Source organism: Acinetobacter indicus (assembly GCF_009914475.1).
Lineage (GTDB): Bacteria > Pseudomonadota > Gammaproteobacteria > Pseudomonadales > Moraxellaceae > Acinetobacter > Acinetobacter indicus.
This window is the reverse complement of record NZ_CP045198.1, coordinates 1,311,327-1,324,351: the sequence shown is the minus strand read 5'-3', so window position 1 is coordinate 1,324,351 and position 13,025 is coordinate 1,311,327. Positions and strand designations below refer to the sequence as shown.

The window sequence follows — 13,025 nt, the reverse complement described above, 5'->3', positions numbered from 1 at the left end:
CAAATAGGGTTAATGATTTAACTACCTAAATTAATCTATAGTTCGATCAATTGCTTGTATTGAATGGCTTTGTTGCATAAATATGTAAGCATCTGATTTAAATAAATTTAATTTTGGATCAAAAAATAATCAAAACTTCTAAAATCATATAGTTATGAAATCTTTGTGCAACAAAGCCGTATTGAATTATGCTTATTTAAGATAATGGCGATTATACGAAATTAGAACAATAAACGTCTGTGAAATCAAAGTGTTTTTTAAATCGATGCTAAACTAAAATAGCATGAATCATCATGCTATTTTGTATTTATAAGAGCCTTCCATGCTGTACCTCATGCCCAAAAAAATCCAACTCGTACCATCTCAAGCCAAATGGCAGCTTGCATCAAATGAATCTGTTTTGGTACTGGTAGGACTGCAAAACCTAAGGATGATGGTAGGTATACAGGACAGCGACCTGATGACTCATCTGATCCAGATCAGCAACAAAGCCAAAGCCCTCGATATTCCTATTGTCGATCTCTATGGCGATGATGTCCTGCAAGGCATGCAGCAGTTGGGTGAATACGCTTCAACCCATCCACAACTGATTTTTGCCGGGCAGATCACTCCGATGCTAAAACAGATTTTACCGCATCTGTATAGCGTGACCGAACAGCTCTGTGTGGTGGATGATGCGATTCTACTGGCCAATCAGGAGCAGCATATCCAATGGATTGAAAATATCTCCCAGCAGGGGCTGCATCATCTGACTAGCTATAGCCTGAACCGGCTTTGGAGTCTCAGTGCGCCCTTGGCATATATCCTGTCCCGCAAAGGCATTTTACTGGCCATAGCCGAACAGCTGGATATGGATGCGCTGGATATCGACCCGCATGAAGATCTGCGTCACTATGGTTTGGACTCGGTAAGTATGGTCAGTCTGGTCGGTTTATGGCGTGCCAATGGCGCCAATATTCGCTATGAAGATATGCAGTCCAAACCCACACTACACGGATTGCTGCAGATTTTAACGGACTAAATTTGCCATTTTCAGAAAATTGACATTTTTATTCAGCAAAATCGGAAAAAACGTCTGCAATTTGCGCAAATTGCATTGTAATTGTGGTGCAAGGTTTTTATCATTGCCGCCTTATTTTCGCGATCAGCCTGGAAGTGTACTTTGAGTAATTTTCTAACCGAACACCTGATTTATCGAGATGAAGATTTTATGCTCATCCATAAACCGGCCGGCTTACTCACAGTGCCAGGAAAAACAGCAGATTTACAAGACTGCCTGATCAGCCGTTTGGTCGCCATTGAGCCTAAAACCCTGTTAATTCATCGTCTGGATCGTGACACCTCAGGTATTTTGGTGTTTGGTCTTAGCCGCTTGGGGCAAAACAAGATTTCACGCCAGTTTCAGGAACGCCAGACCGATAAGCATTATCAGGCAGTGGTGGCCGGGCATCTATACGGCGAAGGCACCATTGATGTGCCGGTGGTCTATGATCCAACCCGTCCGCCGTTGCATATGGCCGATCCTTCTCATTCGAAACCGGCGCTTACCCACTGGCAGGCGCTGGAACAGTTTGAAATAAATGGACAGGCGGTTACGCGGGTCAAACTTATTCCAATTACCGGCCGTTCGCATCAGCTGCGGGTGCATATGCAATATCTGGGTCATCCAATTATTGGCGATACCTTATATGCCACGCCAGAGCAGCAACAGCTGTCTCCACGCCTGTGTTTGCATGCGGCGTATTTAAGTTTTCAACATCCTCAAACGGGAGAAACACTGGAGTTTAATTGCCCGGTGCCGTTTTAAGGGAAACATATCCTCATGAATTTAAGCTCACTTTTTGGTGGGCTTTATGTCAAAATATATTGCTTTACGATGTCAAATTTTGCTCAAATGGCAAGCAGTCCTTGAGTGATAACGCGACAGTCCTAACTTCTAGAAAAAGGTGGAAAAATTGCAGCAGTTTGCTATTGGTCAACGTTGGTTGTCAGATACAGAAACAGAACTGGGCTTAGGCGTTCTTATTGATGTAGATGAACGTTCAATCAGCATTTTATTCCCCAAGAGTGACGAAACCCGTGTCTATGCACGTAACAATGCACCTTTGTCCCGTATCGTGTTTAATGCGGGCGATGAAGTACAGGACCAGGAAGGCCTGAAATGGACGGTTCAGAGTCTGGAAGATCGCGGTGGCGTGGTGCGTTATAACGTGGTACGTCAGCTGGAAGATGGTTCAGAAGAACAGAAATCGCTGAATGAAACCCGAATTGGCGCGCAAATCCAGCTGTCTAAACCCTTAGACCGTTTACTGGCCAGCCAGATTGACTATAAAGAATGGTACGACCTGCGTATTGAAGCGCTGTTGATGCAGGCCAATATGCACAGCAGTCCGCTGCGTGGCCTGATTGGTTCACGCGTTGGCCTGATTCCGCATCAACTCTATATTGCCCACGAAGTCGGTAAGCGTTTTGCACCGCGTGTATTACTGGCCGATGAAGTGGGTTTGGGTAAAACCATTGAAGCCGGTCTGATCATTCATCAGCAGCTCAAAACCGGCCGTTCTGAACGTATTTTAATTTTGGTGCCAGATTCACTGCAATATCAGTGGATGATTGAAATGCGCCGCCGTTTCAACCTGCAGTTCTCTTTATTTGATCTGACCCGTACAGCGTCAATTAAAGAACATGACCCGGATTTAAACCCGTTCCTGACCGAGCAATGTATTATTGCTTCTATTGACCTGATGATTGACCACGAAGATCTGCGTGAGCAGGCACTTGAAGCTGGTTTTGATTTACTGGTGGTTGATGAAGCGCATCACCTGATGTGGTCAGAAGAAGAAGGCGGCAATGACCGTTATGATCTGGTCGAAGAATTTGCTGAACAAACGGCCGGTGTGTTGCTCTTAACTGCAACCCCAGAACAGTTGGGTGTTGAAAGTCACTTTGCCCGTTTACGCCTGCTCGATCCTCAACGTTTCAGTTCGTTGGACCGTTTCCTGGATGAAGAAGCGCAATATCAGCAAACAGCCAAAATTGCCGAAGTGCTGATGTCCGACATGCCACTGGAAGAAGGTCATCTGGCTGCTTTGGAAGGCTTGCTCGGTCATCGCATTGAAGACCATCCGGAACAGCGTTTCCGCGCCATTCATGAACTGTTAGACCGTCATGGTACCGGCCGTATTTTATTCCGTAACACCCGTGAAGCGATTCAGGGCTTCCCGGGCCGTGACTGTCAGCCAGCACCACTGCCAGCCCCAGACCACTGGGCCAAAGAGGGCAAGTTGCGTGAACAGATGTGGCCAGAAGAAGGCCAGCTTGATGGTGCGTGGATGGAAACCGATCCGCGTGTAATGTGGCTGATGGAAAAGCTGCGCAGCGATTTAAAACACAAAAAAGTGCTACTGATTGCACGTAGTGGTCCGGTGGTGGAAGCGCTAGAAAATGCACTGCGTTTACACGCCGGTATTCGTACTGCGATGTTCCATGAAGGTATGAGCCTGCTGGAACGTGACCAGGCGGCGGCGTATTTCGCAGAAGATTCCTATGGTGCGCAAATCCTGCTCTGTTCGGAAATTGGTTCAGAAGGGCGTAACTTCCAGTTTGCATCGGATTTAATTTTATTTGATTTACCGGCGAACCCGGACGTACTGGAACAGCGAATTGGCCGTCTAGACCGGATTGGTCAGGAAAATCGGATTCAAATTCATGTGCCGTATTTACTTGGTACGGCGCAAGAGCGCATGTTCCGCTGGTATAACGAAGCGTTGAATATTTTCAGCAATATTTCCCCAACGGCGCAGACTTTGCAGGAAAACTTCATTGTTGAATTAAAAGACTGCTTACTGGCAGATCAAGGCCAGCAGTTTGAAGAATTGCTGGAAGCGGTTAGCGTACAGCGCGAAGCCTTGGAAGCTGAACTGCAGGAAGGCCGTGACCGTTTACTGGAATACAACTCTTGCCGTCCGGTGGTGGCGCAGGAAATTGTCCAGGCGCTGGAAGATTATGATGACAACACTACCTTGCCAATGTTCATGAAGCGCTTTATGGCTTCAACCAACATCGACTTTGATGAACAAAGCAATGGCACAGTCATCATCAAGCCAACAGACCAGATGCAGGTACAAGGTCTGACTTTAGATGAAGAGGGCATGACTGCGACTTTCTATCGTGATCAGGCTCAAATCCGCGAAGATGCACAATATCTGACTTTGGAACATCCATTTACCGAAAGCGTGATGGAAATGATCAATACCCAAAGCTTTGGTAGTACCAATGTGGCGGTGTTAAAGTCAGCTGCATTACCGCAAGGTTCGGTGCTGCTGGAAGTGTGGTTCAAGGTTGATGTGATTGCACCAAAAGCATTGAACCTGCCATCAAGCTTGCCGCAGCAATTGATTCGTGTATTGCTGAGTGAAAAAGGTCAGGATCTGTCGCAAAAAATTGCCCCTGAAATCTTAAAACCGTATTTACATCATTTAGATGGCAATAGCTGCCGTCAGGTGGTAAAAGCACGCCGCGAGGTGATTGAGCAGCGTTATGCACAGGCATTGGACATTGCCAAAACTGCCTTGCCGGGCTTAAAAGAGCAGGCCAAAGAAATGTATGGCGCGAAATGGCAATATGAAATTGACCGTCTAACGTATCTGAAGCAATTTAACCCAAGCATCCGTGAAGATGAAATCAGCCGTTTGCAGAAATTGCAAAAAGAAGGTTTAAGCCTGCTTGACGGTATTGCGGTTACCCCGGAAGCGATTCAGGTGATGGTGGTGGTTAAACCATAACAGTCGTAATTTTTAGAAAAGCACCTTCTGAACTGCACCCCGAAAGTTGGACACTTTTAGTCTAATTTGAAGGGTGCTTTTTTAATACTGATTTGCCGGACATGAACAGCCCGGCGATCAGTGCACTAGAGTCCGGTAAAATGTTCATGCTAAGATGAGCCAAATTTTTAAAAGATATAACAACGATGGGTAAAGCATTAGTCACTTTAGGCTCTAAAACTTCACATGGCGGTGTGGTTGCTGAATGTGAAAGTTCATTTGTTATTAATGGCATTGCCGTGCATTTAAATGGCATGAAGCATTATTGTCCAAAATGTAAAACTACAGTAGCGGCCATTGCGGCCGATCCAACCACCCAGGTCAAAGGGCGTGGTGTGGTGATTGTTGGTGATAAAACCACCTGCGGCGCAACTTTCTTGCCTAGCCAGAATCTGGTGGTGTCGGCTAAATAAATATATTGGTCAGGCGTAGAGTGTTGAACCAGCCTGGCTAATCTTGAGAATCGCAGCAAAAATTAAAATTACCTCCTGCAAAATGGATTATCTGCTTCAAATACCTTTATGACCAAAACTGTTGTTTATTTTGCCCATGCCAATGGCATCGCCAGTCCTTGCTATCAGACCTTTTTTGATTATTTTGATGCCGATATTGAGCTGAAATATATTCCGGTCATTGGCCTGAATCCGGACTATCCGGTTGAGCCAAAATGGGAAAAACTGGTGGCGCAGGTCATTGCCGATATCGAGTTACAAACACCAAAACAGGCAGTGGTCGGTTTGGGGCATTCTTTTGGCGCGCTGGTGTTGCTGATGGCATCTTATCAACGGCCAGATTTATTTAGCCAGCTGATTTTAATGGACCCGCCTTTTGTGATTGGTAAAACAGCGCCGATATTCGAGTTATTGCAAAAGCTGGGTTCAAAACAGATTGACCGTTTAACCCCGGCCGGGCTGAGTCTGAAACGTAAAGACGCCTGGTCTAGCCGTGAGCAGGCTTATCAGCAGTTACGTGGCAATGCCTTGTTTAAACAGTTTGATGAGCGCTGTTTTCAGGATTTTATCCGGCATGGTCTTAGAGAAGATGAGGCCGGCATCAGCTTACAGATTCCAAAACAGGTCGAGGCAGATATTTTTAGAACTGTACCAAGCTGGTGGTGGCGTTGGCCGCGTAAAGCCCCAAATTTACCGGTGCATTTAATCACGGCAGAGCAGAGTGCTTTTTATAAGCAAGGTTTCCCGCAGGGACTAAAAAAGATATATGGCATTGAGTTTAGTGTTGTAGCGGGTGGGCATATGTTCCCGCTGGAATCTCCTGAGCAGAGCGCACGCGATGTGCAGCAGCGGATTCGATCAACACTTTAAATAAGCAGTTTAAAATCCAGTTAACGGATTTGTGCTTCATCTAAATGGCGTGCGCCTTCGAGCAGCATCCGGATCATGATCATGGTTTGCTCGGCAATGATTTTACGTTCATTGGCGGGCATATCAATCACTTTGGCACCCATATTAAACACCAGCTGGGTAATGGCTGAAGAAACAATCTCCGGATGGGACAGTTTGCTGTTATTCAAACGCTCCAGACGAATCAGGTCATCTTTCAGTTCCTGCTGGAAATAGTTCAGCTGACGTTCCACTGCCTGCTTATAAGACGTCGATCCGGTATAGCCTTCACGCAACAGCAGACTTAAATTACCTTCATCAGCATCTAGCTGTTCAATAAAGACTTCAACCGAGGTGCGGATAATGCTGTTCTGTTTGGATGCTTTTAAACGTGCCTGATTCAGAATCTGACGCAGCACATGGCCGGCCCGGTCAATCAGGGCAATGGCCAGCTCATCAATATCTTTAAAGTGACGATAAAAACTATTCGGTGCAATACCGGCTTCGCGCGCGACTTCACGCAGGCTTAAAGAGGCAATACTTTTTTGGGGTCCGATCAGATTCAGTGCAGCCTGAAACAGCTCTTCCTTGGTAATGGTCGCTTTCCTGCCGACCGTACGCACCGTCATGGGTTCACGGATGTTGGGAACATCTTGGGCAAGAACATCATTACTTATTTTCATGGCAGGCTGAGTCATAGGGTCCAGAGCTGAAAGGCTTTTCAGTAGTATAGCCGTTGTGTGTGAACTTGTGAAATGAATAGAAACAATACAAGCGTATATACAAATATATATACATGTGTATAATAATTGAGAATTCATCGCGTGGTGTAGGCTATGCACGTTATCGAAAAGTCGAAATCTCCCCTCAAATCTCTTGCGAGTGCGATTGTTGATCCGTACTCGGCAAACTTCTGGTTACAAAAAATCAATCCGTTGTGGTCTGTGAATCAGGCATTGGGCAAGATTGTGCAAAAGCAGCAGACCGCGCAGGACACGGTCAGCCTGATGGTGCAGTTCAATCAGAAATTCCAGCTTGGACAGGCGGGCCAACATCACCCGGTCTTTGTCACCATTGAAGGAATTCGCTATGAGCGTACCTACAGCCTGACGCAACTGGATACTCAGCATGTGCTGTTAACCGTTAAAAAAGTCGATCAGGGTAAAGTCAGCAGCTGGTTGGTCAATCAGGCCAATGTGGGCGATATTCTGGAATTTGGCCAGCCTTATGGCGATATGTTGTTGCCTGAAGCGACACAGCCACTCATTTTGCTGGCTGCCGGTAGTGGTATTACCCCAATGTATAGCCTGGTCGATGCTTTGGCCAAATCGGGTCAATTAAAGCAGACCCCGGTTAAACTGATGTACTGGGTAAAAACCTTTGCCGATGTTGCTTTTAAAACCCAGTTTGAACAATGGGCGACACAATATCCACACTTTAGCTTTGACGTGTTTTATACCCAGGCAGGGGAAACACCGGCACAGCGTCTGAATGAAAGCCATCTGCAAGCCCTTGAGCAGATTGAACAGAGCGCAGTCTATGCCTGTGGTCCATCGGGTTTTGCTGCACGGGTAGAAGAACTGTTTGCGCATGCACAACAATTAAAAACTGAAGCCTTTAGCATGAGCCCAATGCTCAATGAAGAAGCTGGTTTTGTGCAGGTGACCTTAACCCAATCGAATAAAACCGTGACCATTCCCAAAGGCCAATCTATTTTGACCAGCCTGGAGCAGCAGAATATTCAACCGAAGCATGGCTGCCGTATGGGAATTTGTAATAAATGTGCCTGCAACAAAGTCGAAGGCTCGACCAAAAATCTGGTGAATGGTGCGCAAAACACTGAACCGGGTAATTTGCTCAAGCTTTGCGTGAATTCGGCACAAACAGACTTAGTTATTGACTTATAAGCGGGTACACTCACTATGAATATGCCAGTCAAATTTGAATATTTTAAAAATCCTAAAAACCGCGAATTAACCCAATTAGAACTGGATGAATTGGCGCGTGAATTAGACGCCATCAAGCAGGAAGTGCTGGATGATTTAGGCGAAAAAGATGCCAAATACATCCGCCGTGTATACTCAACCATCCGTTATGCTTCTATTGCGGGTCGTGCCTGCCTGTTTGCTGGCTGGTTCCCGCCAGCCTGGATTTTGGGTACTGGTCTGCTCGGCTTTGCCAAAATCATGGAAAATATGGAACTTGGCCATAACGTCATGCACGGTCAATATGACTGGATGAACGATCCAAAATTCAACGGTCAGACCTATGAGTGGGATATTGTCGGTACCTCTGAAAACTGGCGTCAAACCCACAACTACAAGCATCATACCTATACCAATATTAAAGGTATGGATGATGATATCGGCTATGGTCTGGTACGTCTGTTTCCAGAACAACGCTGGAAACCGGGTCATCTGCTACAACCGATTTACAGTATTCCATTCTGTTTACTGTTCCAGTGGGGTGTTGCGATTCAAAACCTGGAACTTGGTAAAGTGTGGATGGGCCGTAAAACCAAGGCTGAGCTGAAAGAAGAGTGGAAACCTTTACAGCGCAAAATCTCTAAACAGCTGTTTAAAGACTATGTGTTCTTCCCGCTGATTGCTGGTCCTGCTGCGTTACCAGTATTCACTGGCAACCTGGTGGCCAACGGGATTCGTAACATCTGGACCTTCAGTATTATTTTCTGTGGTCACTTCACCAAAGATGTTGAGGTATTCCCAAAATCGGTATTGAAAAATGAAAGCCGTGGTCACTGGTATATGCGCCAGATTCGCGGTTCTTCTAACCTGACCGGTTCAGAAGCGTTCCATATTCTGACTGGCCATTTAAGCCATCAGATTGAACACCATTTATATCCGGATGTGCCGGCACGCCGTTACCGTCAGATGGCGCCAAAAGTACAGGCAGTATGTGAAAAATATGGTTTGCACTACAACAATGCCAGCCTGTTTAAACAATATGGCAGTGTACTGAAACGGATTGCCAAGTATGCGTTTCCGTTTAAAAAATAAGTATAAAATGCGTTAAGAGAAAAAAGGCAATTTTTATAGGAAATTGCCTTTTTTATTGTATAGAAAGAGCCATAAAAACTAAAAACAAAGCAGCCAACTCGGAAATCTGGAGAAAAAGGTTATTTGGTATGATTTTTTTAATTCTTTATAAAATAATTCACATAAATGATTAACTTTGAGCATTTATGCCAACTACTTGATAAGTACAATGATATCTAAGCTTATATACTCTATGTGAGTATAAGGGCTTTGTTGCACAAAGATTTCATAACTATATGATTTTAAAAGTTTTGATTATTTTTTGATCCAAAATTAAATTTATTTAAATCAGATGCTTACATATTTATGCAACAAAGCCGTATGAAATTAAGCAATGCTGATGAAGCAGGGAATTATATCCCTGTTTATAAAAAGGTATTTAATATTGGCGGCATCCGCTACATGTAACCCCAATCCACTAAAAACCCACAATAAATTGTGGGTTTTTTATTGCTTTTCTAAAATCAAGCTAATTTTTTATAGAGCGTCACTTCAGGTAAAGCTTGATCTGTGCCCACCATATAAGGATAAGTTGCCATATTCAGCATTGGCTCATCTTCATAACTATTGCCATAAGCATAAATAGCATTGTACTGCTCTAAATCATAACGCTTTATAATTTGTTGTTTCTTTTCATATAAACTGCAATCTGCCGTTAAATATTCACCGCTAAAGATAGAGTTCTCTAAAGCCACCTGAGAGCAGATTAAATCAATATTTAATAACTCACATACCGCTTCCAAATAAATATTAATAGAAGCAGAGACCAACACAATATCATCTCCATGGGCTTGATGCTTTTGTAGTTGATTGAGTAATTTCGGATTTAAAGCTTGAACCAATTGTGCTGCATAGCTTTCTGCTTTTTCCTTAATTTGATGCTGCGGTACCGACTTAAACATTCCCTTAAATAGTCGGGGCCGCATTTTATGCGCCGGATAGAGCTTTAAATAATAAGCCATAATCCAGGGGAGGGTGATCAGTCCACGCTTGAGAATATGCCGTTTGCCCAGACTGTAGAAAATAAAGCCGGTAAAACTGTCATGCTCATACAGGGTTCCATCAAAATCGAATAAGGCTAGATTTTTATATTTTTGGCTTTTTGCATGCATGTGGTATATCGCCCGTTGACCCGAGTAGCAAACCAGTTGGTATTATAATCACGGCTGAGTTTTGGCCCGGAAATTACCACCTCTGGCATTATCGCATAAAATGGTTCTTTGCTAGTTTGTTCCTGATACAGTTTTAATAAGGCGCGATACGAGGCGGTATCTTCAAAATCCTGCTCTTTTTCTTTTTTCAGATCGGAGCGGATTTGACGTGGGGTGAGCACAATATTATGTTTGGCAAAAACACTAATCAGCTCGCGTTCAGATTGGCTCTTGGCACTGCGAACACCGCCATCTTTGCTATAGAGCAGTAAATCACCATCTAGAGATAATTCGGCTTCGGTTAAATCATTCAGCATGCTCTGAAAAGCGGCATTGCGGCTGGAATACATGCCCGAGTTATAATCGGCAAAGCGATATAGCGGTTTATCATAATCAGCCGGATACATCATCAGGCGGTGAATACCATAATACAGGCCACCATATTGGCTGTATAAATCGGTGCGTAATTCTGCAATATTGCCGCCTTGGCGTTTATGTTCCTTGGCATAACTGATATGCACCTGCATTGAACCTAAGGTGGTAATCGGATTCAGCTTTTCTCCGATATTTTGACCAAACAGCTTGGCGGCGCCGGTCAGGGCCGACACATGATAATGCTTGGCCATATAGTCAAAAATTTCACGATAAAGTTCATCCAGTTCCCGTTCGGTTTTGACCCGGCGCATCTGGCTTAAATAGTTATCTTCCGGGCTTGGATGGTTTTTCAGTACATCCTGAAAATAGCCGGCAATGGTGCCACCAATGGCTTCACCGAGTTTATCTTTAAATTTCTCGTCTAAACGTTCTTGGACTTCTTTAACTGCTTTTTCACCTAAACCATAGACCTGTGGATCGGCAACAAAGTTGGATTCCTGATCGACCACGGCGACAATGGTGCACATATTTTCCTTGGTCTGCGGAATGCCCAATTGTTCACTAATATCGTAAATATCTTTGGCCCATGAATCACGATCTTTCACGCGGGAAGGAATTAGTCGTTTGATCTGATCTGCATCTAGACTTGGCTCATCGCCTTTATTCCACCAGGCGCTGTCGCCACAGGCAGCTAAACTTAAAGATAACGCAATCAGGCTTAAAGGTTTGATTACAGATGACAGGAAGGTGTGTTTCATAAACAGGAAAACTCGGTCCAGACGGGTCAGCCTACAGGGCAGATGAAGTATACAGAAATTCGGCTATACAAGTGTGAATATATATGTATACGGCCTACGTTGCACTGTCAATTTTTATCTGCAAGATGCCAGAGAATTGAGTGGCTCAAAAAGCGGATACTGTAGGGTTAGATACTAAATTCTATTTCAAAATAAAGCGCTGATTTTAATTTGATGATCTTCTGTTATTTTAAGGAAAAAATTTAAATAAATAAGGGTGATGCTGGATAAAATCATCTGAATTGTTTTTAAAATATTATCTGTTGTTTTTTAATAATTCCAAAATTTTCTACTCAAAATAAAGGGAATTATTTTAGCGTAGAACCGTGGTTATTTTAGTGTATATTTTAAATAAACCTTGTGTTTAGCAAATATAGGGCGTATAAAGCTAACTCTCCTTTGCGGGGTGGAGCAGTCTGGTAGCTCGTCGGGCTCATAACCCGAAGGTCGTTGGTTCAAATCCGGCTCCCGCATCCAACTTTTAATGCTTATAGTGATTGAATATTTGTCCATAATTGTGAGAATTGGGACAGTGAAAAGTTTAAAATAATCAAATTTGATTGTGTTTTTATCCGATTTTTGAAAGATGAAATTTTAATAAAATGGAACAGCTTTCTTAAATGATCACCTAAGCTCATATAATGAGTCAGTTATGTTGAATAATGTAGAAAATTGGCAGTTGGCCACTGCGGTCAATGGTCAGGAAATTTTTGTAAAAGTAATGCCGCTGAAAAAGAAGCAGCGCTCGAGCCAGGGTTTTATCTGGGTGGAAGTCGGTAAAATGATTGAGCTTCAGTCCGGCCAGCAGGTGGAATTTAACCTGGATGGTAAAAGTTTTTATATTGCTTTAAATCAGTTATATAAATTGAATTAATTTATTTTTATTGCATTCAGAACAGAAGTCTGTATAGTGGTCCTTAACTAGAAGAATTACTATTGTTTCAGCAAATCTTTTCCCTCCGTCGTTTTTTAATATCCTTCGTAGTATCAGATTTTTAGTTTCAAAGTCATTTTCCAGTTAATTATTGGTTTATCTATGACCAATTTAAAAGTTTTTTAATACAGGATTATCTTATGTCAAATACAGTTACTGGTACTGTGAAATGGTTTAATGAAACTAAAGGTTTTGGTTTTATTCAGGCAGATTCAGGTCAGGACGTTTTTGCTCATTACAGCGAAATTACCAACCAGGGCTTCAAAACTTTACATGAAGGCCAGCGCGTTGAATTTACCATCGTAGCGGGTAAAAAAGGCGACCAGGCCAGCGGTATTACTGCAATCTAATTGCCGGTTTCGCTGCAAAAAGCTCATCTTCTGATGGGCTTTTGTTTTTTTAGCATCTGCTAAAAACAGATGTGCTGTGGTCGGTACAGATGCATAGAAATTTTGGTCAGAAGGCTTTAAACTAGCCCGGTTTTTAGCGCCGTATCCAGTTTTCTCCCATCTGAAAGATTCGCTGCGCATTTTCTGTTTCCCGAGGTTC

Annotated in this window: 12 protein-coding genes and 1 tRNA gene; 10 read left to right on the top strand and 3 right to left on the bottom strand. The window is 43.6% G+C overall.

The genetic code is table 11. The features are described 5' to 3' along the window. Positions 1–322 precede the first annotated feature (322 nt). From GA693_RS06775 to GA693_RS06755, 5 genes are all read left to right on the top strand, one after another. Complete coding sequence (locus tag GA693_RS06775) at positions 323–1,021, top strand: phosphopantetheine-binding protein (RefSeq protein WP_160241191.1); 699 nt, start codon at positions 323–325, stop codon at positions 1,019–1,021. A gap of 141 nt (positions 1,022–1,162) precedes the next feature. Then, positions 1,163–1,807: an RluA family pseudouridine synthase gene (locus GA693_RS06770; RefSeq protein ID WP_163145690.1), complete on the top strand. Its 645-nt coding sequence runs from the start codon at positions 1,163–1,165 to the stop codon at positions 1,805–1,807. A 139-nt stretch (positions 1,808–1,946) separates the two neighbouring features. Continuing rightward, entirely contained in the window at positions 1,947–4,784 is a 2,838-nt protein-coding gene (rapA, locus tag GA693_RS06765; protein ID WP_075166923.1) for an RNA polymerase-associated protein RapA, read from the top strand. Positions 4,785–4,969: 185 nt separating this feature from the next. Continuing rightward, positions 4,970–5,236 carry a PAAR domain-containing protein gene (locus GA693_RS06760; RefSeq protein ID WP_005178913.1) on the top strand — a complete coding sequence of 89 codons (267 nt, stop codon included), beginning with the start codon at positions 4,970–4,972 and terminating at the stop codon, positions 5,234–5,236. Positions 5,237–5,344: 108 nt separating this feature from the next. Continuing rightward, complete coding sequence (locus GA693_RS06755) at positions 5,345–6,145, top strand: alpha/beta hydrolase (protein ID WP_016659144.1); 801 nt, start codon at positions 5,345–5,347, stop codon at positions 6,143–6,145. A 20-nt stretch (positions 6,146–6,165) separates the two neighbouring features. Here GA693_RS06755 and fabR read toward each other — a convergent pair whose 3' ends face one another. Then, positions 6,166–6,792, bottom strand: a complete 627-nt coding sequence (fabR, locus tag GA693_RS06750; RefSeq protein WP_228151050.1) for an HTH-type transcriptional repressor FabR — start codon at positions 6,790–6,792, stop codon at positions 6,166–6,168. A 207-nt stretch (positions 6,793–6,999) separates the two neighbouring features. Here fabR and GA693_RS06745 point away from each other — a divergent pair, with 207 nt between their 5' ends. After that, entirely contained in the window at positions 7,000–8,070 is a 1,071-nt protein-coding gene (locus GA693_RS06745; protein ID WP_156189208.1) for a ferredoxin reductase, read from the top strand. 15 nt (positions 8,071–8,085) lie between these two features. Next, positions 8,086–9,180, top strand: a complete 1,095-nt coding sequence (locus GA693_RS06740) for a fatty acid desaturase family protein (protein ID WP_075166920.1) — start codon at positions 8,086–8,088, stop codon at positions 9,178–9,180. 503 nt (positions 9,181–9,683) lie between these two features. On the opposite strand, the gene GA693_RS06735 is transcribed toward GA693_RS06740, so the two are convergent. Continuing rightward, on the bottom strand, positions 9,684–10,331 hold the full coding sequence (locus tag GA693_RS06735) for an HAD-IB family phosphatase (protein ID WP_160241192.1): 648 nt from the start codon (positions 10,329–10,331) through the stop codon (positions 9,684–9,686). Next, on the bottom strand, positions 10,298–11,503 hold the full coding sequence (locus GA693_RS06730; RefSeq protein ID WP_160232414.1) for a DUF1615 domain-containing protein: 1,206 nt from the start codon (positions 11,501–11,503) through the stop codon (positions 10,298–10,300). The genes GA693_RS06735 and GA693_RS06730 overlap by 34 nt, the downstream gene beginning before the upstream one ends. Before the next feature lie 439 nt (positions 11,504–11,942). Between GA693_RS06730 and GA693_RS06725 the strand changes: the two genes are divergently transcribed. The 3 genes from GA693_RS06725 to GA693_RS06715 all read left to right on the top strand — a co-directional run bounded on the left by GA693_RS06725 (position 11,943) and on the right by GA693_RS06715 (position 12,826). Further along, a tRNA-Met gene (locus tag GA693_RS06725) sits at positions 11,943–12,019 on the top strand. Positions 12,020–12,194: 175 nt separating this feature from the next. Beyond that, complete coding sequence (locus GA693_RS06720; RefSeq protein ID WP_005178882.1) at positions 12,195–12,416, top strand: hypothetical protein; 222 nt, start codon at positions 12,195–12,197, stop codon at positions 12,414–12,416. Between the two features lie 200 nt (positions 12,417–12,616). Further along, positions 12,617–12,826, top strand: a complete 210-nt coding sequence (locus GA693_RS06715) for a cold-shock protein (RefSeq protein WP_005178879.1) — start codon at positions 12,617–12,619, stop codon at positions 12,824–12,826. The last annotated feature ends 199 nt before the right edge of the window (positions 12,827–13,025 follow it).